At 60.1% G+C, this 20,521-nt stretch carries 18 protein-coding genes; 6 read left to right on the top strand and 12 right to left on the bottom strand.

Annotated elements, in window-relative coordinates; translation table 11 throughout:
- Window positions 1-73: 73 nt before the first annotated feature.
- The 5 genes from miaA to ACA079_RS02480 are packed head-to-tail and all read right to left on the bottom strand — an operon-like array spanning window position 74 to window position 6,337.
- Window positions 74-1,045, bottom strand: coding sequence for a tRNA (adenosine(37)-N6)-dimethylallyltransferase MiaA (miaA, locus tag ACA079_RS02500; RefSeq protein ID WP_497704274.1), 972 nt, complete (start codon window positions 1,043-1,045; stop codon window positions 74-76).
- Window positions 1,045-2,955, bottom strand: coding sequence for a DNA mismatch repair endonuclease MutL (mutL, locus tag ACA079_RS02495; RefSeq protein WP_497702461.1), 1,911 nt, complete (start codon window positions 2,953-2,955; stop codon window positions 1,045-1,047). The genes miaA and mutL overlap by 1 nt, the downstream gene beginning before the upstream one ends.
- The gene (locus tag ACA079_RS02490; RefSeq protein WP_497702460.1) at window positions 2,952-4,379 is read right to left on the bottom strand and encodes an N-acetylmuramoyl-L-alanine amidase; all 1,428 of its coding nucleotides are present in this window, start codon (window positions 4,377-4,379) and stop codon (window positions 2,952-2,954) included. The genes mutL and ACA079_RS02490 overlap by 4 nt, the downstream gene beginning before the upstream one ends.
- Window positions 4,380-4,850, bottom strand: a complete 471-nt coding sequence (gene tsaE / locus ACA079_RS02485) for a tRNA (adenosine(37)-N6)-threonylcarbamoyltransferase complex ATPase subunit type 1 TsaE (protein WP_415773022.1) — start codon at window positions 4,848-4,850, stop codon at window positions 4,380-4,382.
- Window positions 4,838-6,337: an NAD(P)H-hydrate dehydratase gene (locus ACA079_RS02480; protein ID WP_497702459.1), complete on the bottom strand. Its 1,500-nt coding sequence runs from the start codon at window positions 6,335-6,337 to the stop codon at window positions 4,838-4,840. Before ACA079_RS02480 ends, tsaE begins: the two co-directional genes overlap by 13 nt.
- A 63-nt stretch (window positions 6,338-6,400) precedes the next feature.
- Here ACA079_RS02480 and queG point away from each other — a divergent pair, with 63 nt between their 5' ends.
- Entirely contained in the window at window positions 6,401-7,489 is a 1,089-nt protein-coding gene (queG, locus tag ACA079_RS02475) for a tRNA epoxyqueuosine(34) reductase QueG (protein WP_497702458.1), read from the top strand.
- Here the strand turns inward: queG and ACA079_RS02470 are convergent.
- The 3 genes from ACA079_RS02470 to orn form a co-directional block, all read right to left on the bottom strand.
- The gene (locus tag ACA079_RS02470) at window positions 7,486-8,535 is read right to left on the bottom strand and encodes a Fic family protein (protein ID WP_497702457.1); all 1,050 of its coding nucleotides are present in this window, start codon (window positions 8,533-8,535) and stop codon (window positions 7,486-7,488) included. The genes queG and ACA079_RS02470 overlap by 4 nt on opposite strands.
- A gap of 167 nt (window positions 8,536-8,702) precedes the next feature.
- On the bottom strand, window positions 8,703-9,314 hold the full coding sequence (locus tag ACA079_RS02465; RefSeq protein WP_008153267.1) for a trimeric intracellular cation channel family protein: 612 nt from the start codon (window positions 9,312-9,314) through the stop codon (window positions 8,703-8,705).
- A 234-nt stretch (window positions 9,315-9,548) separates the two neighbouring features.
- The gene (gene orn, locus ACA079_RS02460; protein ID WP_056746367.1) at window positions 9,549-10,091 is read right to left on the bottom strand and encodes an oligoribonuclease; all 543 of its coding nucleotides are present in this window, start codon (window positions 10,089-10,091) and stop codon (window positions 9,549-9,551) included.
- A gap of 107 nt (window positions 10,092-10,198) precedes the next feature.
- Between orn and rsgA the strand changes: the two genes are divergently transcribed.
- Window positions 10,199-11,230: a small ribosomal subunit biogenesis GTPase RsgA gene (gene rsgA / locus ACA079_RS02455; protein WP_046056847.1), complete on the top strand. Its 1,032-nt coding sequence runs from the start codon at window positions 10,199-10,201 to the stop codon at window positions 11,228-11,230.
- Between the two features lie 51 nt (window positions 11,231-11,281).
- On the opposite strand, the gene motB is transcribed toward rsgA, so the two are convergent.
- Window positions 11,282-12,316, bottom strand: a complete 1,035-nt coding sequence (gene motB, locus ACA079_RS02450) for a flagellar motor protein MotB (protein ID WP_497702456.1) — start codon at window positions 12,314-12,316, stop codon at window positions 11,282-11,284.
- 3 nt (window positions 12,317-12,319) lie between these two features.
- Window positions 12,320-13,171 carry a flagellar motor stator protein MotA gene (gene motA / locus ACA079_RS02445; protein ID WP_123369056.1) on the bottom strand — a complete coding sequence of 284 codons (852 nt, stop codon included), beginning with the start codon at window positions 13,169-13,171 and terminating at the stop codon, window positions 12,320-12,322.
- A gap of 166 nt (window positions 13,172-13,337) precedes the next feature.
- Here motA and ACA079_RS02440 point away from each other — a divergent pair, with 166 nt between their 5' ends.
- From ACA079_RS02440 to asd, 3 genes are read left to right on the top strand one after another with little or no spacing between them, the layout of a single operon-like run.
- The gene (locus ACA079_RS02440; RefSeq protein WP_497702455.1) at window positions 13,338-14,876 is read left to right on the top strand and encodes an HDOD domain-containing protein; all 1,539 of its coding nucleotides are present in this window, start codon (window positions 13,338-13,340) and stop codon (window positions 14,874-14,876) included.
- 42 nt (window positions 14,877-14,918) lie between these two features.
- Window positions 14,919-15,734 carry a rhodanese-like domain-containing protein gene (locus tag ACA079_RS02435; protein WP_497702454.1) on the top strand — a complete coding sequence of 272 codons (816 nt, stop codon included), beginning with the start codon at window positions 14,919-14,921 and terminating at the stop codon, window positions 15,732-15,734.
- Window positions 15,735-15,752: 18 nt separating this feature from the next.
- Window positions 15,753-16,613: an archaetidylserine decarboxylase gene (gene asd, locus ACA079_RS02430; RefSeq protein WP_497702453.1), complete on the top strand. Its 861-nt coding sequence runs from the start codon at window positions 15,753-15,755 to the stop codon at window positions 16,611-16,613.
- A gap of 147 nt (window positions 16,614-16,760) precedes the next feature.
- Here the strand turns inward: asd and ACA079_RS02425 are convergent, their stop codons facing one another.
- Window positions 16,761-17,162, bottom strand: a complete 402-nt coding sequence (locus tag ACA079_RS02425) for a lectin OAA family protein (RefSeq protein WP_042932429.1) — start codon at window positions 17,160-17,162, stop codon at window positions 16,761-16,763.
- Window positions 17,163-17,361: 199 nt separating this feature from the next.
- On the opposite strand from ACA079_RS02425, the gene ACA079_RS02420 reads away from it, so the two are divergent.
- Window positions 17,362-19,140, top strand: a complete 1,779-nt coding sequence (locus tag ACA079_RS02420) for a cyclic-di-GMP receptor FimW-related protein (RefSeq protein WP_497702452.1) — start codon at window positions 17,362-17,364, stop codon at window positions 19,138-19,140.
- 137 nt (window positions 19,141-19,277) lie between these two features.
- On the opposite strand, the gene serB is transcribed toward ACA079_RS02420, so the two are convergent.
- On the bottom strand, window positions 19,278-20,492 hold the full coding sequence (serB, locus tag ACA079_RS02415; RefSeq protein WP_008153333.1) for a phosphoserine phosphatase SerB: 1,215 nt from the start codon (window positions 20,490-20,492) through the stop codon (window positions 19,278-19,280).
- Window positions 20,493-20,521: the final 29 nt, after the last annotated feature.

Here is a 20,521-nt window from a genome sequence, read left to right as displayed (position 1 = left end):
TTCAATATAAAAAATAGGTAAACAATGGCTTGTGGCCGTCACACCCCCAAGGATAGACGGCAAATGCAAGGACTCAGCTCAATATGGAGATGGTCCCAAGGTATTTCAAGGCGCGCGGCAGATTGTCGCAATCGAGGCTGTCCAACCAGTGTAAATCAGCCCAACTGCGCAGCCAGGTGAACTGGCGCTTCGCCAATTGGCGCGTGGCAATGATTCCACGCTCCTGCATCTCGGCTTGCGTCAGCTTGCCATCCAGGTAGTCCCAGACTTGTCGGTAGCCTACTGCACGTATAGACGGCAACCCGGCATGCAGGTCACTTCGCTTACGCAGGGCTACGACCTCGTCAATGAATCCCTGTTCCAACATATTCGTGAATCTTTGTTTAATTCGCTCGTGCAATACCTGGCGATTTGCCGGAGCAATAGCCAAGTTCGCGACAGTATAGGGCAATTGTTGCAGTCCCGAGGCGGCTGCTTCAGTACTTTGCGCAGATTGTTGCAGCCTTAGTGCAGTCATGCTCTGACCACTGACGCGATAAACTTCCAGCGCTCGACTGAGTCGCTGTGGATCGTTCGGATGAATGCGGGCGGCGGATTCCGGATCGATGACCGCCAGTTGATCGTGCAGGGCTTGCCAGCCAAGGCGTGCAGCTTCTTCTTCGATCTGTGCGCGGACGTCCGGATCTGCCGCTGGCATGTCTGCCAGACCTTCAACCAAAGCCTTGTAATAGAGCATTGTGCCGCCCACCAGCAGCGGAATTTTGCCCCGCGCGGTGATCTCGGCCATGGCTTCCAGGGCATCACGACGGAAATCGGCGGCCGAATAGCTCTCTGCCGGGTCAAGAATATCGATCAAACGGTGTGGAAATTCAGCCAGAAGCTCTTTTGAAGGCTTGGCGGTGCCGATGTCCATGCCACGGTAGACCAGCGCGGAATCGACGCTGATCAACTCGCAAGGCAAGACTTTGGTGAGTTCGATGGCCAGGTCGGTCTTGCCGGCGGCGGTCGGCCCCATCAGGAAAATCGCAGGAGGGAGCTGGCTCATCAACGACCGCGCAAGAACAGTTTGTCCAGATCGTCCAGGCCCAATTGGGTCCAGGTCGGTCGGCCATGGTTGCATTGACCGCTGCGCTCGGTGTTTTCCATGTCGCGCAGCAGACCGTTCATTTCCGGGATTGCCAGACGCCGATTCGCACGAATCGCGCCGTGGCAGGCCATGGTGCCGAGCAGTTCGTTCAGGTGGGCCTGAATCCGGTCGCTGGTGCCGTATTCCATCAGATCCGCCAGAACGTCACTGACCAATCGATTGGCTTCAGCTTGCTTGAGCAAGGCCGGAATCTGCCGGATAGCCAGGGTTTCCGGGCCCAGACGCTGCAATTCAAAACCCAGGCGCTGGAACCATGCGACATTCTCTTCGGCGCAATCGGCTTCACGCTGACTGACCGCCAGGGACTCCGGCACCAGCAGCGGCTGACCGCTCAGGCCTTCGCTGGCCATGGCAATTTTCAGGCGCTCGTACATGATCCGCTCGTGGGCGGCGTGCATGTCCACCAGCACCAGCCCTTGGGCGTTTTCCGAGAGAATGTAGATGCCTTTGAGTTGCGCCAAGGCGTAACCCAGCGGTGGAATATCGTCCTGCCCGGCCGGAAGTGCAGCGGCGTTGGCTTCTGGCAGCGGCGCAAAAAACTCCTTGTACGCAGCCTGAGCCTCAGCTGCCGGCACGCCGGACTGAGGACGCGGCGTGTATTGATACTGATAACCCGCGCCAGCGCCCGAGCCTGCCGGCGTATTGAACGAAGGCTGTGCCTGCGGCTGCTCCAGCAACGCATTGGCCGCCAGACGCATTTCACCCTGCGGACCGAACTCGCCCGCATCGATCCCGGTCGGTCGAACGATTGCCGTCGCTACCGGTGCAGCCAGGTGATCATCCGGCCGCACATCGCCCAACGCGCGGTGCAAGGTGCCATAGAGGAAATCGTGAACCATGCGCCCGTCACGGAAGCGCACCTCGTGCTTGGTCGGGTGCACGTTGACGTCAACGCCGGCCGGATCGACTTCGAAAAACAGCACAAACGTCGGGTGACGACCGTTGAACAGCACGTCGCGATAAGCCTGGCGCACCGCGTGGGCCACCAGTTTGTCGCGTACCGCTCGGCCGTTCACAAAGAAATACTGCAAGTCTGCCTGACTGCGGTTGAACGTCGGCAAGCCGACCCAGCCCCATAAATGCAGGCCATTGCGCTCGATCTCGATCGGCAGCGCCTGCTCGAGGAAACCCGAACCGCAAATCGCCGCCACACGCCGGGCACGGGCCGCGTCGTCATGGGCTTCGTGCAGACTGAGGATGGTCTTGCCGTTGTGGCGCAGATGGAACGCCACGTCAAAACGCGCCAGGGCCAGACGCTTGATCACTTCTTGCAGGTGATCGAATTCGGTTTTTTCGGTTTTGAGAAACTTGCGTCGTGCCGGGGTGTTGAAGAACAGGTCACGCACTTCCACCGACGTGCCCACCGGATGGGCCGCTGGTTGCACGCGAGGCGCCATGTCCCGGCCTTCGGTTTCGACCTGCCAGGCCTGATCGGCCTCTTTAGTGCGAGAGGTTAGGGTCAGACGCGCCACGGAGCTGATCGAGGCGAGTGCCTCACCGCGAAACCCAAGGCTCATGACCTGCTCGAGGTCTTCCAGATTGCGGATCTTGCTGGTGGCGTGTCGCGCCAGGGCCAGCGGCAGGTCATCGGCAGAAATGCCGCTACCATCGTCGCGCACCCGCAGCAGCTTGACGCCGCCCTGCTCCACATCGACATCAATGCGCTTGGCGCCGGAGTCGAGGCTGTTCTCCAGCAACTCCTTGATCACCGAAGCCGGGCGCTCAACCACCTCACCGGCGGCAATCTGGTTCGCCAGTCGCGGGCTGAGCAGCTCGATGCGAGCCGTGTTGGTCAGCACCTGGTTCATTCTTTGGCCGCCAGTTCAGTGCCGGGAATGGTCAGGGTCTGACCGATTTTCAGCTCGTCACTTTTCAGGTTGTTGGCGCTGCGTAGCGTGGCTGGCGACACCTGGTAACGCACGGCAATCATCGCCAGCGTTTCACCCGGGCTTACCCGATGGTCACGTGGACCTTGAGCGATCTTGCCGGAATCACGCAGCCAGGCGATGTAGGTGCCCGGTGGCGGATTCTGCTGGAAGAACTGGCGGACACCGGCGCTGATGGAACGCGCGAGTGCCTGCTGGTGATTCGCCGCCGACAGCTTCGAAGCTTCGTTGGCGTTGGAGATGAAGCCGGTTTCCACCAGGATCGACGGAATATCCGGGGACTTCAGCACCATAAACCCGGCCTGCTCCACGCGCTGTTTGTGCAGCGGCGTGACGCGACTGATGTTACTCAAGACCTTTTGACCAACGTTCAGGCTGGACGTCAGGGAAGCGGTCATCGACAGGTCGAGCAGCACGCCGGCCAGCATGCGATCCTTGTCGTCGAGGCTGACGCTGCCGGCACCGCCGATCAAGTCGGAACGGTTTTCGCTGTCGGCCAGCCAACGGGCCGTTTCCGAGGTAGCGCCACGATCAGACAGGGCGAACACCGAGGCACCGAAGGCTGCGGCCGAAGGCGCGGCATCGGCGTGGATCGAAACAAACAGGTCGGCGCCCTTCTTGCGGGCGATTTCGGTACGGCCGCGCAATGGAATGAAGTAGTCGCCGGTGCGGGTCAGTTCGGCGCGGAAGCCTTTCATGCCATTGACCTGACGTTGCAGTTCGCGGGCGATGGCCAGTACCACGTCTTTTTCACGCTGACCGCGAGAGCCCGAGGCACCCGGGTCTTCGCCGCCGTGACCTGCGTCGATGACCACAACGATGTCGCGCTTGCCGGCCGGGGCTGGCGGCAGCTTCACCGCAGGCTCCACCGGCGTGACCGGCACCGGGGCGACCGTCGCGACGTTGGTCGGCGCCGGAATTGGCGCGGCGTCGGCGGCGTTGTCGAACAAGTCGACCACCAGGCGATTGCCGTACTGGGCGTTTGGCGCCAGGGTAAAACTTTTCGGCGTCACGGCTTTTTTCAGGTCGATGACCACCCGCAGGTCGGTCGGCGTACGTTGAGCCGAGCGCATGGCGGTGATTGGAGTGTTCGAGCTGTTGACGTTCAGCGGCGCCCCCAGGGATGCGCCATTGATATCGATGACCAGCCGATCCGGGGCGGTCAGGGTAAAGACACTGTGCTGGACAGGTCCACTCAGGTCGAACACCAGTCGTGTGTTGTCCGGAGCCCGCCACAGGCGAACGCTATTGACCTTTGTCTCGGCCACAGCGTCGACGGTCACCGCCAAAAACAACAATCCTACGGCAGCTACCATCGCGCGAAAGCGCATACCTAACCCCATCATTTAATTGGTTTCCAATGCCAAAGCGGCACACCACGACTCGCCACGCGAGCCCTGGGACAAAATTTTCAGCGAACGCCCGCTGTCTTGCGGGCTAATGGTAATGGTCAGGTCGGGCTTTGGCAAAAAGCCTGCACCCTTTTCGGGCCACTCGATCAGGCACAACGCGTCGTCTTCGAAGTAGTCGCGGATGCCGAGGTACTCCAGCTCTTCAGGATCGACCAGACGATAGAGGTCGAAATGGAAGGCCCGGATGTCACCAATCTCGTAGGGTTCGACCAAGGTAAACGTAGGGCTTTTTACCGACCCTTTATGCCCCAGCCCCCTGATGATGCCCCGGGACAGCGTGGTTTTCCCCGCGCCCAGATCTCCCTCGAGAAAAATCAGACCGTGCCCTTCAGTGGTTTGTGCGATACGTGCGCCAAATGCGGTCATCGCCTCTTCATCAGCCAGGTACAGGGTTACTTCAGACACGGTGCTTGCTCCTCCAACAACTGACGAATGGCTGGAATCAGATCACTGGCCGCCAGCCCACGGCCCGATTTACCTTCTTGCGCACCGGCATTGGCGTGCAGCCAGACGGCCAGGCAGGCGGCGTCGAACGCCTCCATGCCTTGCGCCAGCAACGCGCCGACCAGACCGGACAGCACATCACCCAAACCGGCGGTGGCCATGGCCGGATGGCCCTGATGACACAACGCCAGGCGCCCATCGGGGCTGGCGATCAGGCTGCCGGCGCCTTTCAGCACCACGACAGCTGTATATTTTTTGCTCAATGCGTGAGCCGCCGCAGGACGATCGGCCTGCACTTCGGCAGTGCTCATCCCCAACAAGCGCGCCGCTTCGCCCGGATGCGGAGTGATCACACAATCCTTGGGCAAGCTGACGTGCTCTGTGGCCAGCAAATTCAATGCGTCGGCGTCCCAGACTTGCGGCAGCGGCGCATTGGCAGCCGCCGACAAAAGACTGCGCCCCCAGGAAGCCTGACCTAAGCCTGGGCCGACAACCAGCACGGAAACCTTTTGCAGCAGTTCCATAAGTTGATTGGCCGACGAAGCACCCAACACCATGGCTTCGGGGATTCGCGCCAGCGCGGCCGGAACATGCTCACTGCGCGTCGCCACGGACACCATGCCCGCACCGCTGCGCAGGGCACTTTGCGCGCTCAGCAGGATGGCGCCACCAAAGCCGCGATCACCGCCGATCAGCAATACATGGCCGAATTTGCCTTTATGGGAAGTTGGAGCCCGGCTCGCCAGACGCGGCAAGGAACTGGCCGTCAGGCGACGTGCGCTGATAGCGACTCCGTTAAACGACTCGGGGGAGGCTTGCAGATCGTTGAACACCAACTCGCCGACCACGTCTGCAGCATCGCCGGTGAACAGACCCAGTTTCAGGCCGATGAACGTCACCGTCAGGTCAGCCCGCACCGCAGCGCCGAGTATTCGGCCGGTATCCGCGCACAACCCCGAAGGGATATCCACCGCCGCAACCGGCAGCCCGCTGCCGTTGATCGCCGCGATGGCGCCCGCGTAGGGCTCTCGCACCTCTCCCGTCAAACCAGTGCCGAGCAAGGCATCCAGTACGACACCGCGCAACTCGGACTGCACGCTCCACGCTTGAACCGCGACACCTTCGGACACGGCCTCGGCATGGGCCAATGCCGCGTCACCCTGTAAACGCTTGGGATCACCGACCGCCAACACCCGCACATGCCAGCCCGCACGTCGGGCCAGCACGGCGACCAGATAACCGTCGCCGGCGTTATTGCCATGACCGGCCACGACACTCAATTCATTCGCCGACGGCCAATGACGGACCAGCGCACGCCAGGTCGCCCGCGCCGCGCGCTGCATCAATTCGAAGCCCGGTGTGCCGGCCGCAATCAGGCTCGCATCGAGGGCTCGCACTTGCGCGGCGCTATACAGCGCGTCGGGTAAATCATCTTTAGTGTGCGGCATGCGTCTTCGGGCTCCGATGTCTGGCAGAATTATACGCACCTCAGCTCCGGTTTCTCTCGCCTCATGCCCGCAATTACCACAGACCTGCCCGCCCTCGCCCAATCCATCAAGGATTGGGGCCGCGAGCTGGGCTTTCAGCAAGTCGGCATCAGCGGCCTCGACCTGGCCGAGCATGAGCAGCACCTGGAGCGCTGGCTCGCGGCCGGCTACCACGGCGAAATGGACTACATGGGCGCCCACGGCAGCAAACGCTCACACCCGGAAGAGCTGGTGCCCGGCACACTTCGGGTCGTTTCCCTACGCATGGACTACCTGCCGGGCGACACCGAAATGACCAAACGTCTGGCACAACCGGAAAAAGCCTACGTCTCGCGTTATGCCTTGGGCCGCGATTACCACAAATTGATCCGTAAACGCGTGCAACAACTGGCAGATAAAATTCAGGCCGAGATCGGCCCGTTTGGTTTCCGCGCCTTCGTCGACAGCGCGCCGGTGCTGGAAAAAGCCATCGCGGAACAGGCCGGACTTGGATGGATCGGCAAAAATACCCTGGTCCTGAATCGCAAGGCCGGCAGTTACTTCTTCCTCAGCGAACTGTTCGTCGACCTGCCGCTGCCGGTTGACCCGCCACACAGCACCGAACATTGCGGCCGCTGCACGGCTTGTTTGGACATTTGCCCGACCAACGCGTTTGTCGGCCCGTATGTGCTGGATGCCCGACGCTGCATTTCCTACCTGACCATCGAACTGAAAAGCGCGATCCCGGAGGATTTGCGGCCATTGATCGGCAATCGGGTGTTCGGTTGCGATGACTGCCAGATCGTCTGCCCGTGGAACCGCTTTGCCCGTCCCACTGGAGAAAGCGACTTCAAGCCACGGCACAATCTGGACAACGCAGAGTTGGCCGAGCTGTTCATGTGGGATGAGGAGAAGTTTCTCAGCAGCACTGAAGGTTCGCCGCTACGTCGGGCGGGTTACGAGCGCTGGTTGCGAAACCTGGCGGTTGGCCTGGGTAATGCGCCGTCGAGCATTCCGGTGCTGGAAGCGTTGAAGGCGCGCAGGGATTACCCGTCGGAGTTGGTTCGCGAACACGTCGAGTGGGCCCTGAAACAACATGAACAGCGCGCTGGCAATCATGGAACGAGCCCTTAGCGATGCAAGTTTATCCACTTGGCACTGCGCCCCTTCCCAGTCGACTCAATTAACCCTTCAGCTTTCAATGAACGCAAAACCATACGCACGGTGTCACGACTCACGCCAGGGCAAGCCTCTTCAAGCTCAGTAATCGAAAACGGTAGGGTGCGCTTCAATGCCTCAACTCGAACTCGATCGCTTTTACCTCCATGGCGCTTATCGATCTTACCGACACGCTCCTCAAACTCCTTGTAAGCGCGAAGAAGCGCGCCCCAGAAATAGTTGAGCCATGGCTGAACATCGTGCCTGCCTTCACGCCAACCTTGAGAGCTGACCTCAAGTGTTTCGTAATAGCTTTCCTTTGAGTCCTCGAAGATCCGTTCAAGGCTGATAAAACGACCTACGCGATAATCAAACTGGTAAAGCAACAACAAAGTAAGCAGTCGAGCTACACGCCCGTTGCCATCTGAGAAAGGGTGTATGCAGAGAAAGTCGAGAATACTCAGCGGGACCAATACGAGCGGGTCTGCCAGATTCTGATCCAGTGCTCTGCGGTACTGCATGACCATATCGACCATTGCAATGGGTGTCAGATGTGCAGCTACCGGCTGAAAGCGAACACGCGAACTGCCGTCCGGATGGCGCTCGATGATGTCATTGTTCGTTGCTTTCCACTCCCCGCCATCCTGCGGCAGATAGCGATAAAGCATGCCATGCAACTGCCGAATGACGCCCTCGGAGAATGGCATCCCCTCTGCCGCCTCATGGATAAGAGAAAGCGCATCGCGGTAACCCGCAACTTCTTGCTCGGAGCGACTTTTCGGGTCTGCATTTTTGATAATCAACGACTTCAACCGACTTGGTGAAACAACCACCCCCTCCAATCGGTTCGATGACTCTGCGGACTCGATGACTGCAAGCTGCTTCAGGTCCTGGAGAATTTCTGGGGATTGGGAAACGAACAATTGTTGCTTGCCACGGTACTCACCGAGAGCCCGCAACGTCGCGACCTGCAATCCGTTGTAGCGAAGCGTTAAGAGAAATTCAGGAGTAAGTGACCGCATAGGTGTTTTTCCTGCCAAATAGGGTAACCCAGAACTAAACAGGGTAATTCAATAACGAATTGCCCTATTTATTAACTTTTTACCCTATTTTCACTGAGCGACCTAAACGACTTCCTCGACAGGATATTTCGAAGCACGCATTTATCCGACCATGCACTCCGCTGAAATCAGGCTTCGTCGTTATAAACGAACTTCGGCATTTCCCAGTGAAAACGGATTGCCAGCAATCGCAGCAGGAAGCCGCCAAACAGGGTGATCAAAATCGCCTGTTCACCGGGTAATTGCAGGTAGATGCAGAGCATGTAGCACCACGCTGCAGCGAACGAGACGCTGGCGTAGAGTTCGCGGCGGAAGATCAGCGGGATGTCGTTGCAGAAGATGTCGCGCAGGATGCCGCCGAAAACCCCGGTGATCACACCGCTGACGGACGCTACGAGCATGCCGTGGCCCATTTCCAGCGCGGTCATGCAGCCGATCAGGGTGAACGCCACCAGGCCCACGGCGTCGAGCACCAGAAACAGTGAGCGCAGGTGGCGCATCCAGCGTGCAGCGAAAACCGTGAACATCGCCGCCACCGAGGTTAGCACCAGGTATTCCGGGTGTTTGACCCACGTCAGCGGGTAGTGACCGAGCAGCACGTCACGCACCGAACCCCCACCCAAAGCCGTGACGCAGGCAATCAGCACCACGCCAAACCAGTCCATCCCGCGACGACCGGCAGACAGGGCACCGGTCATGGCTTCGGCGGTAATGGCGATCAGGTAAAGCATCAGCAACATGGCGGCGGTCCTTGCAGGAAGGCGCGCAGTCTAGCCATTAAGTCGCGGCACCAAAAGAGGGCAGGAGCAAGCACTGAGACCTGTGGCGAGGGGATTTATCCCCGTTGGGCTGCGAAGCGGCCCCAAAACCTGCAACCGAGGCACCTCAGGTATTCCGCAGGCAATGGTTTCACGGCTGCTACGCAGCCGAACGGGGATAAATCCCCTCGCCACAAAAGCCCTCACCGCTCTGTATCAGAACTTGATGAAATGCTTGCGGTAATGCTGCAGCTCGGCGATCGATTCGCGGATGTCGTCCAGGGCCAGGTGAGTGCTGCCCTTTTTGAAGCTGTCGCGCACGTCCGGCGCCCAGCGTGCGGCCAACTCTTTAAGGGTCGAGACGTCGAGGTTGCGGTAGTGGAAGAAGCTTTCCAGGGATTTCATGTGGGTATAAAGGAAGCGACGATCCTGGCAGATGCTGTTGCCACAGATCGGTGACTTGCCCTTCGGCACCCATTGTTCCAGGAAGGCGATGGTTTCGGCTTCGGCTTCGGCCATGCTGATGCGGCTGTCGCGAACGCGCTGGGTCAGCCCGGAGCCGCCGTGTTGACGGGTGTTCCACTCGTCCATGCCGGCGAGAATTTCGTCGCTGTGATGGATGGCGATCACCGGACCTTCGGCCAAGGTGTTCAGGTCACTGTCGGTGACGATGGTGGCCATTTCGATGATGACGTCGGTATCAGGGTTCAGACCGGTCATTTCCAGGTCGATCCAGATCAGATTCTGCGGGTTTTGCATGTGTCGGCTCCTAGGCAATGCTGCGCAGTTTAGCCTAGGGCGGCAGCCGGGCGTGCTAAACTCGCGGCCGTTTTACCTAATCGCTGCATTCTTGATACGGAACACCCATGGCCAAACGCCAACTCAATCGTCGTCAAAACTGGCGCATCGAAAAGATTCAGGGCGAACGCGCTGCCCGCGCCGCCAAACGCGAGTCCTCGGCTGTCGAGGCACTTGAGGGTGGCGACTTGGGTCCGGAACAGACCGGCCTGGTGATCGCGCACTTCGGTGTGCAGGTCGAAGTCGAAGCGCTCGATGGCGATTTGGCCGGCCAGGTGTTCCGCTGCCACTTGCGCGCCAACCTGCCGGCGCTGGTGACCGGCGATCAGGTCGTCTGGCGTGCCGGCAACCAGGGCATCGGTGTGATCGTGGCGCAACTGCCGCGTAAAACCGAACTCTGCCGTCCGGACAGTCGTGGTCAGCTCAAGCCTGTCGCGGCCAACGTCGACATGATCGTCATCGTCTTCGCGCCGCTGCCCGAGCCTCACGCCAACTTGATCGACCGTTATCTGGTCGCTGCGGAGCACGCCGGGATTCGTCCACTGCTGTTGCTCAACAAGTTCGACCTGATCGACGAGCAGAACGCCCCGGCGTTGAATGCCTTGCTGGCGGTCTACCGCACGCTGGGTTACCCGGTGCTGGAAGTCTCGGCACACCACGGCAATGGCATGGAGCAACTGCAGAAGCAGCTGGACGGACGCATCAGCGTCTTCGTCGGCCAGTCTGGCGTCGGCAAGTCCTCGCTGGTCAACAGCCTGTTGCCTGAAGTCGAAGCCCGTGTCGGCCCGTTGTCCGAGTTGTCCGGCCAGGGCACCCACACCACCACGACCGCGCGGTTGTTCCACTTCCCCGGTGGCGGTGAGTTGATCGACTCCCCGGGTATCCGCGAATTCGGCCTGGGCCACGTCAGCCGTGCCGACGTCGAAGCCGGCTTCATCGAGTTCAACGACTTGATCGGCACCTGCCGCTTCCGCGACTGCAAGCACGACCGCGAGCCGGGTTGCGCCCTGCTCAAGGCTCTTGAAGAAGGCCGCGTGCAGCAGCAACGGATGAACAGCTATCGCTCGATCATCGCCAGCCTGCCGGAAACCAGCTATTAAGTAGCGTCCCGCAGAGACAAAAAAGCCGCGATCATCGCGGCTTTTTTGTGGTCACTGCTTGGGTGGCTCACCCGGTTTCGGTGCCGGGTTATCAAACAGATTCAAGCGCTCGCGAAGCTCATGCGCAGGCAACGGTTCTTTGTCCGCCGGCAACGCATTCGGATCGACTGGCGTCGCAGGCACTTCACCCGGTCCACCCTGCCCTTGCGTCGGCGTTGGTTCTGGAGCCGGTTCCGCACCTTGCGAACCTTCGATGGCACGCTGGGCTTTCTTGGTCAGCACCACGATGTCGATACGGCGATTGATCGGATTGAACGGGTGCTCGCGATCGAACAACGCCGACGAGGCATAACCGACGACGCGCGCCACCTGTGCATCCGGATAGCTGCCGGCGACCAGCGCGCGACGTGCTGCGTTGGCACGGTTGGCCGAGAGCTCCCAGTTACCGAAGTCACCGGTGCCCGTGTACGGCTTGGCATCGGTGTGGCCGCTGATACTGATCTTGTTCGGCACCGCTTTAATGGTGTCGGCCATGGCCAGCAGGATGTCTTCGAAGTACGGCTTCAGACGTGCACTGCCGGAGTCGAACATCGGCCGGTTTTCGGCGTCCACGATCTGGATGCGCAAACCGTCCGGCGTGATTTCGAAACTGATCTGGTCTTTGAATTTCTTCAGCTGCGGGTTCTCTTCGACCTTGGTCTGCAGTTCTTGCAGCAACAGCTCGAGACGCTCCTTCTCGACCTGCTCGGCCATGCCTTCAACCTGTTCGGTGTCGATGGTCACCTTGTCCGGCTGCGGCTGAGATTTCACCTCGGGGTTGAGGGTGTTCTCCGGCGCCAGGGTCGGCGAGCCGCCCAGGTCGATGATGTACGGCGTACCGCTTTCGGAAAAGCCGACCGGGTCCTTGAAGTAACCGGCGATGGCGATCTTCTGTTCAGGTGTTGCGGTGGACAGCAGCCACAGCACCAGGAAGAACGCCATCATCGCCGTCGCGAAGTCCGCGAAGGCGATTTTCCAGGCGCCCCCGTGATGCCCGCCGGCGATGCGCTTGACGCGCTTGATGATTATCGGCTGGTTATTTTCCATGACTTAGCGACCGCGAACCGCTTGTTCCAGCTCAGCGAAGCTGGGACGGTGCGCCGGGTACAGAACCTTGCGACCGAACTCTACTGCCAGGGACGGCGGCATGCCGGAAGCGGAAGCGACCAGCGAGGCCTTGATGGCTTCGTAGACGTTCAGTTCTTCCTTGGCATCGTGGGCCAGCGAATGAGCCAGCGGACCGAAGAAACCGTACGCCGCGAGAATACCGAAGAAGGTACCGACGAGTGCCGCGCCGACGTGCAGGCCGATGGATTTCTGATCGCCTTCACCCAGGGAAGCCATGGTCACCACGATACCGAGTACCGCCGCGACGATACCGAAACCAGGCATGGCGTCGGCAATACCGTTCACCGCGTGGGACGGATGCTCGAGGTCTTCCTTGAGGCTGTAGAGCTCCATGTCGAACAGGCCTTCAAGCTCATGGGGAGCCATGTTGCCGGAGGACATGATGCGCAGGTAATCGCAGATGAACGCGGTCATGCGTTCATCTTTGAGCACGGCCGGGTACTTGGCGAAGATCGGGCTCGCGGCGGCATCTTCAATGTCGCCTTCGATCGCCATCATGCCTTCGCGGCGGCTCTTGTTGAGGATCTCGTAGATCAGGCCCAGCACTTCCAGATAGAACGTGTGGTTGAAACGCGAACTGAACATGCCCAAGGATTTCTTGAGCACGTGCATGGTCATGTAACCGGGGTTGGCCTGCAGAAATGCACCGAGTGCCGCACCACCAATAATCATCACCTCGAAGGGCTGAATCAGGGCGGCAATTTTGCCGTGGGAGAGCACGTATCCGCCGAGCACGCTCGCGAATACGACGATGATGCCGATTAATTTAGCCATAGGTAGGAGAGCACTTACTGAGTCGGGTTCAAGGTCATATTCGGAAGTTAAAAAATCTCTTCTTCTACTTATCGGCAAAACTGCGCCAGACTATAGCCAGTTCAGGCGAAAAGCCAATTTGGCCCGCTCCGGGCATAGGTAATGCAGACGATGATCGCGTCCAACCATGGCTAACGAAACGAACGTTCCAACTCCAAAACCAACCACTCTCGAAGGCTGGGTCAAGCTTCTCGATGGCGTGCGCCTGCCGGTTCCGCAAGCCAGTCATGACCGTGTCTGCAAAGCCATCGCCAACAGCCGCAGCTCCCTGCGCGATATTGCCGAACTGATACAGGACAGCCCGGCGCTGGCCTTGAGCGTGATTCGCGAAGCCAATCGCCACACCCATGGCAGCATGACCGAGCCTGCGGAAAACCTTGAGGTGGCGATCAATCGCCTCGGTTTGAAGCGCACCGAAGAACTGCTCGCCCGGTTGCCTGCCCAGCCGCAATCGGAGATCCCGATCGCCCTGCGTCAGCTGCAGCTGATCAGCCAGCATGCGACCCAACAGGCCAACGGCTTTTTCGCCAGTCGCCTGGCGCGGCTGTGGCAGGACATCCACTGGGGCAGCCTGCTGTTTCTCTCGCCGCTCTGGCCGATGGCGCTGACCCATCCGCAGCTGCTCGAAGAATGGGAGCTGCGGGTCATGCATAAAGGTGAGTCGGCGCGCAAAGTTGAAATGCAATTGTTCGGCGCGCGCCTGCTGGATATCTGCCTGGCGCTCGTGGACATCTGGCGCCTGCCGAACTGGGTGCACCAGGGTTATCGGCTGCTGCTCAACGAGCAACGTGAGCTGGTGAAAGTGCTGCGCATCGCGCGCGACAGCGATCATCCATTGCGCCAGCAGAACCGCCTCGATGACGATCCGACCCTGCGCCGCTGGCTCAATCAACCGGCCAATACGGTGCTGCTGGCCAACGGTCTGGCGCTGTCGGCACAACAAGCCTGGGACAGTCCGCACAGTGAACGCTGGCAGTACCTGACCAGCCTTTACCTGCAAATGCCGATGGACGAAGTGCAGCAGCAGTTGCACCAACAGGCCGCCAACAGCGCCCGCCATCACGCCATGCCAGACCTTTGGCATCCGGCCGTTTCACTGATCTGGCCGTGGGGCATGAACCGCGTTCACGCTGGATTGCTGCCAGCCCCGGCACCGACTGCCGAAGACCTGGCGAAATGGCGCAGACAGTGTGCCGAGTTGCTGGTCGAGCCCAGTCGCTTCACCAATGCCATGCACTTGACCACGTCTGCCCGGGACGCGTTGGTCGCGTGCGGCATGCGTCGGGTGATGATCCTGATGGCCGACCGCACCCATGACAATCTGCGAGTACACCAGACGGCCGGGCTGCCAAAAGAAGTAGCCGGTCTGAACTTCGCCGTCAGCCAGAGCACCGTGCTGCAACGCCTGCTCTCGCAACAGGCCCAAGTGCGACTGACACCGGACAACAATGCGCAATTTTCTGCGCTGTTGCCGGCCAGCCTGCGCTCACAGTTCGGCGGCGAACACCTGCTGTTGCGCTCACTGGTCAATAATGGTCGGGTGATCATGATTGTGGTGGCGGATCAGGGCGGCGGGCCGTTCTCTGAAATCACCGTGCAAGCCTTCGGCAAAACCGCGCAGTGCATCGAAAAGGCACTGCACAGCTTTAGTCACCGCGGCCAATGACGCTGCTATACAATCCTCCCCTTTGTGTTCTGGAGACCTCACATGTCTGACTTCTCTGGCTTGCCGCTGGTCATCGAGCCGAGCGACTTGCTCCCTCGTCTCGACGCCCGCGAACTGATTCTGGTAGACCTGACCAGCAGCGCTCGCTATGCCGAAGGGCATATCCCCGGTGCGCGTTTTGTCGATCCGAAACGCACGCAACTCGGTCACGCACCTGCGCCGGGACTGATGCCGCCGCAAGCGGCGCTCGAAGCGTTGTTCGGCGAGCTGGGACACAACCCCGATGCGGTCTACGCGGTCTATGACGACGAAGGCGGCGGTTGGGCCGGTCGCTTTATCTGGCTGCTGGATGTCATCGGTCACAGCAAGTACCACTATGTCGACGGCGGCCTGAAGGCCTGGCTGGCAGAAGGCTTGCCTATGTCGATCCAGATCCCGGCAGCGGTCGGCGGCCCGGTTGCGTTGACTCTGCACGACGAACCCACTGCCACCCGCGAGTACCTGCAAAGCCGACTCGGTGCCGCCGACTTGGCGATCTGGGACGCACGCGGGCCGTTGGAGTACTCCGGCGAGAAAGTCCTGGCGGCCAAGGCCGGGCACATTCCCGGCGCGGTCAATTTCGAATGGACCGCGGGCATGGATCAGACGCGCAACCTGCGCATCCGCACCGACATGCCGCAGATCCTGGAAAAACTCGGGATCAGCAAAGACAAAGAAGTGATTACCCACTGCCAGACCCACCATCGTTCTGGCTTCACCTATCTGGTGGCCAAATCCCTCGGTTATCCGCGGGTCAAAGGCTACGCCGGTTCCTGGGGCGAATGGGGCAACCACCCCGATACGCCCGTAGAGATTTAAGGTTTTTAAGGACAGTTAATGAATAAGCGTTTGTTTATCCTCAGCCAATACCTGCTGCCCCATCACCTGCTGTCGCGACTGGCCGGCTGCATTGCCGAATGCCGCGTGCGCTGGTTCAAGAACGCCTTCACCGCCTGGTTCGCCAAGCGTTATCAGGTGGACATGTCTCAGGCACTAGTCGAAGACCTGACTGCCTACGAGCACTTCAATGCGTTCTTCACGCGCGCCTTGAAGGACGGCGCTCGCCCGCTGGACCAGACGCCAGGCGCGATTCTCAGCCCGGCCGACGGCGCGGTCAGCCAACTCGGCCCGATCGAACACGGTCGTGTGTTCCAGGCCAAGGGCCACAGCTTCAGCGTGCTGGAATTGCTGGGCGGCGACGCTGCCAACGCAGCGCCGTTCATGGGCGGTGAATTCGCGACTATTTATCTGTCGCCGAAGGACTACCACCGCGTGCACATGCCGCTGGCCGGCACCTTGCGCGAGATGGTCTACATCCCGGGCCGGATCTTCTCGGTCAACCAGACCACCGCCGAAAACGTTCCGGAACTGTTCGCCCGCAACGAGCGTGTGGCGTGCATTTTCGACACCGAGCGCGGGCCGATGGCCGTGGTGTTGGTGGGCGCGATGATCGTTGCGTCGATCGAAACCGTTTGGGCCGGGTTGGTCACGCCGCCAAAACGCGAGCTGAAAACCTTCCGCTACGACGAAGCTGCCCGCGCGCCGATCCATTTGGAGAAAGGTGCAGAACTGGGTCGGTTCAAACTGGGCTCGACCGCTGTCGTGCTGTTCGGGCCTGATCAAGTGAAGTGGACTGAAGAGCTGACGGCCGGTTCGCCGGTGCAGATGGGCCAAGGCATGGGCTTGGCAAAAGCCTGATCACTTCAGCTGAGGCACAGAACCTGTGGGAGCGAGCTTGCTCGCTCCCACATTGGGTTGCGGCATTCAAATTCTTTTGACTGGCATTAACCACTGATCCGCCCTTTCGAACGTCTTCGAAGGGGCGGATGCCACTCGGTGGTGCCGTTACTCTATCTGTCCACGGAAGCCGATAGGCCCTTCGTTGGCGTAGGTATTGGTGCCACTGAGGTTTTTCCCTCCATCGCTGGAGGTCACGCTCAACGCCACAACGTTCTGATTATCCCGACCTCCGATGACCCATTTGCCACCCGGATGCCACGGGGCATCGTTGCCGCCCCACTGATTTTCAACGTTGTACTGGTTCTGGCCCGTGCGCTGAGCCTTGAAGCCAATGGGACCTTCACCCGCATACGTCATGGTGCCGGTGAAACTCTTCCCGCCATCGCCCGATTTGATCTCGATCGCGACAACGTTCTGGTTGTCCCGCGCGCCTAGCGTCCAGTCTCCGCCCGGATGCCAGGGTGCCGAACTACCGCCCCATTGATTTGCCACTACATATCTAGACATAAACTTCATCTCCTTGAAGTTACAAAGAGACCTGCCCTGCGTAGGCAGCAGGCCATACGACTGTGCGTATCCAGTCGCACGACTGTCAGATTAGTAGTACACCCGGATGGCACTCGACTGACGGACAAACGGTAGAAATCCATAGCTGCTACAGTCAGGCCATTCACTGCCCATTTCCCGGTTGGAGTTTTTCCACGGCATGAATGAGACCAGTCCCCACCTGTTGCTACGCGCGCCCATCCCGATGCAGGCGCACCTGTCGTTCTGTGAAGCCACCCCGCGTGATCTCAAGCGCTGGATCGCCAATCTGCCCAAAGCCAACATTGGCGAAACCGCTCGCCAGCTGTATCAAGGCTTGAGCGAACTCAACCAGCTGCTCACGCCCAGCGACAATCGCCTGCAATTGCTCGAACTGCTGCGGCCCGAGGTGTATTACGTCTGCAAACACCTTGAGCAGCATTTCCTGCATCAGTCGATTGCCCTCGACGAGCGTTCGCGCAAGATCGCCAACCTCTGTCAGGCGCTGCAAAGTCACTTGGCCATTGGTTATAAACAGATCGTCGTGCGCATCACACCGAAGTTCAGCAAGGACCGTGCGCCGCTGCTGACCCAGGCGCTGCAACGGGCGATCCATTGCCTGAACGGGCCGCTGATTCGCGCGACCAAACTCTATTGTCCGGTGCCGGAAGGCCTGTGGCTGGAGCTGCATCAGCTCTATCGGATCGCCTGCGCGCACCGGCTCCAGCACACGAGCCTGCGCGATGAGCTGGCCAGCCAGACGCAAACCCTGAGCATCGAACAGACTTACGTAGTCGCCCTGCTGTTGGGCGCCTCACGCTGCAACCAACTGCGCCAGCACCAGATTGCCCGGGTGGCCGAGGTGCTGGACCCCTGGAGCCAATGGATCAAGCTGCAACCCGGCAAACCGGCCACCGGGCTGTTTGCCGTAGCGCCAGACCTCGACACTGGACCGCGTTACCGCACCAAGTTCCGGGCCGAGCAGCAAGAGAGCTTATTGGGGATTGATCCGCAGCCGTTGGTCGCGGCGATTGAAGCTCATTTGCAAAAAAACGACAGTTCATCACCGCTGTCCGTGCCGGCAGGGTTGAGCCTGGATACATTGCAACACCTTCATGCCGCCTGGGGCCAGAGTGCCGAGCGCAGTTTCCAGCGCACCGTCGGCCAAGGCACGTTGACCCTGTGCATAGGCATGAGCGCGCTGCACTTTTATCTGGGTGGGCAACGCTCATTCAGCGACATCCTGAAAAACCACGGCGCCCGGCCTGCACAATTTTCGGTAACGTCAGTGACCGGCCGGGAAAAGGACCAATGGCACCAGGCCTTCGACGCCGCTCCCCAAGGCAATGCAGACGCTCTATTGCCCTACGAAGAGATCGAATACCCGCAGCTTCAGAATGACGACAGCCACGAAGCATCCGATCGCAATCAGCACTTCCCGACCCATGTCCTTTCAGTGATCAATCACAGCCCCGGCGGTTACTGCCTGGCCTGGCCCGCTTCTGTGCCGGCCGAGTTGCAGGCGGGTGAGATGGTCGGCATCGAGGATTCTGCCGGTCAGGGCTGGAGCATCGCGGTGGTGCGCTGGATCCGCCAAGTGCGCGGCGGTGGCACGCAGATGGGCGTCGAGCAGGTTGCACCCTTCGCCGAGCCTTGCGGCTTGCAACTGGTGCGCACCCGTGATGACCACAGCCAATACCTTCGCGGTCTGTTGCTTCCGCAAATCAGCGCCATCGACGTGCCGGCCACCCTGCTCGCGCCACGCCTGCCCTTTCAGGAGGGCAACAAGGTCATGATCAATACCCACGGCGAGGAACGCCGGGTCGGGCTGGAGCGGCGGGTGGCGAGCACCAACAGCTTTAATCAGTTCGCCTACCGTCCACTGGAAGCCGCCAGAAACGACAACGCCGCGGTGAGCGGCGCTGAGGAGGATTTTGATTCGTTGTGGAAGTCGTTGTGAGTCTGTGAAACCGCAGCGCGCCCATCGTCGGAACGCCGCCCGGACCAAGCTCGCTCCCACATTGGATCTGCGTCGAACAGAGATCACCTGTGGGAGCGAGCTTGCTCGCGATGGCGCCAGATCAGGCAATAAAGAACTCAGAGCTGCCCGTCGCGATCCCTGAAGCCCAGCAAATACAGCACGCCATCCAGCCCCAAGGTGGAAATCGCCTGCTTCGCCGACTGTTTCACCAGCGGCTTGGCACGGAACGCCACGCCCAACCCGGCAATCGCCAGCATTGGCAAATCGTTGGCACCGTCGCCGACCGCAATGGTCTGCTCCAGACGCAAACCTTCCTTGTGCGCCAGCTCTTTCAGCAGATCGGCCTTGCGTTGCGCATCAACAATCGGCTCGACGGCCACGCCGGTGACCTTGCCGTCGACCACTTCCAGCTCATTGGCGAACACATAGTCGATACCCAACTTGGCCTGCAATTGCTTGGCGAAGTAGGTAAAGCCGCCCGACAGGATCGCGGTTTTGTAGCCTAGGCGCTTGAGTTCGGCGAACAGTGTTTCGGCACCTTCGGTCAGGCGCAGGGAAGCACCGATAGAGTCCAGTACGCTGACGTCCAGCCCTTTCAACAAGGCCAGGCGCTCCTTGAAGCTGGCGCGGAAGTCCAATTCACCGGCCATCGCCCGCTCGGTGATTGCAGACACCTGATCGCCCACACCGGCAGCCTTGGCCAGTTCGTCGATCACTTCGGCTTCGATCAGCGTCGAGTCCATGTCGAACACCGCCAGACGGCGGTTACGACGGAACAGCGAATCTTCCTGGAAGGCGATGTCGACGTTCAGTTCCTGCGCGACGCTGAGGAATTCGGCCCGCAGCGCTTGCGGATCAGCCGCTTCACCACGAACGGAAAACTCGATGCAGCCCTTGCCCTGATCGGCCGGGGTGTCCAGCGGCATGCGCCCGGACAGACGATCGATGTGGTCGATGTTCAGGCCATATTTGGCGGTGATCGAACTCACGGCCTGCAATTGCCCGGCGGTCACTTTGCGGGTCAACAGGGTCACGATGTGGCGTTTCTTGCCCTGATTGCCAACCCACTGCTGGTAATCCTCTTCGGACACCGGCGTGAAACGCACCTGCTGATCGAGTTTGTAAGCCGTGAACAGGATGTCCTTGAGCACCGACTTGCCTTGCTCGGTGTCAGGAATTTCAACCAGGATGCCGAACGACAAGGTGTCGTGGATCACCGCCTGACCAATGTCGAGAATGTTCACACCACCTTGGGCCAGAACGCCGGTAATGGCCGCAGTCAGACCCGGACGGTCGACTCCCGTGATGTTTATCAGGACGATTTCGCGCAAGGCGCACCCCCGCAGGTGGAAAAAAACCG

The sequence above is a fragment of the Pseudomonas sp. LBUM1645 genome (assembly GCF_059716185.1).
Note: the sequence above shows the minus strand (reverse complement) of the source record. Positions and strands in the feature narration are given on the sequence as shown.

Coding starts and splice junctions, on each gene's coding strand:
- ACA079_RS02435 (WP_497702454.1), top strand. CDS start 14,919: ATGTCTGACTTCTCTGGCTTGCCGCTGGTCATCGAGCCGAGCGACTTG.
- queG (WP_497702458.1), top strand. CDS start 6,401: ATGCCCGCAATTACCACAGACCTGCCCGCCCTCGCCCAATCCATCAAG.
- ACA079_RS02425 (WP_042932429.1), bottom strand. CDS start 17,162: ATGTCTAGATATGTAGTGGCAAATCAATGGGGCGGTAGTTCGGCACCC.
- ACA079_RS02465 (WP_008153267.1), bottom strand. CDS start 9,314: ATGTTGCTGATGCTTTACCTGATCGCCATTACCGCCGAAGCCATGACC.
- asd (WP_497702453.1), top strand. CDS start 15,753: ATGAATAAGCGTTTGTTTATCCTCAGCCAATACCTGCTGCCCCATCAC.
- motB (WP_497702456.1), bottom strand. CDS start 12,316: ATGGAAAATAACCAGCCGATAATCATCAAGCGCGTCAAGCGCATCGCC.
- rsgA (WP_046056847.1), top strand. CDS start 10,199: ATGGCCAAACGCCAACTCAATCGTCGTCAAAACTGGCGCATCGAAAAG.
- ACA079_RS02480 (WP_497702459.1), bottom strand. CDS start 6,337: ATGCCGCACACTAAAGATGATTTACCCGACGCGCTGTATAGCGCCGCG.
- motA (WP_123369056.1), bottom strand. CDS start 13,171: ATGGCTAAATTAATCGGCATCATCGTCGTATTCGCGAGCGTGCTCGGC.
- mutL (WP_497702461.1), bottom strand. CDS start 2,955: ATGAACCAGGTGCTGACCAACACGGCTCGCATCGAGCTGCTCAGCCCG.
- ACA079_RS02440 (WP_497702455.1), top strand. CDS start 13,338: ATGGCTAACGAAACGAACGTTCCAACTCCAAAACCAACCACTCTCGAA.
- ACA079_RS02420 (WP_497702452.1), top strand. CDS start 17,362: ATGAATGAGACCAGTCCCCACCTGTTGCTACGCGCGCCCATCCCGATG.
- ACA079_RS02490 (WP_497702460.1), bottom strand. CDS start 4,379: ATGATGGGGTTAGGTATGCGCTTTCGCGCGATGGTAGCTGCCGTAGGA.
- miaA (WP_497704274.1), bottom strand. CDS start 1,045: ATGAGCCAGCTCCCTCCTGCGATTTTCCTGATGGGGCCGACCGCCGCC.
- orn (WP_056746367.1), bottom strand. CDS start 10,091: ATGCAAAACCCGCAGAATCTGATCTGGATCGACCTGGAAATGACCGGT.
- ACA079_RS02470 (WP_497702457.1), bottom strand. CDS start 8,535: ATGCGGTCACTTACTCCTGAATTTCTCTTAACGCTTCGCTACAACGGA.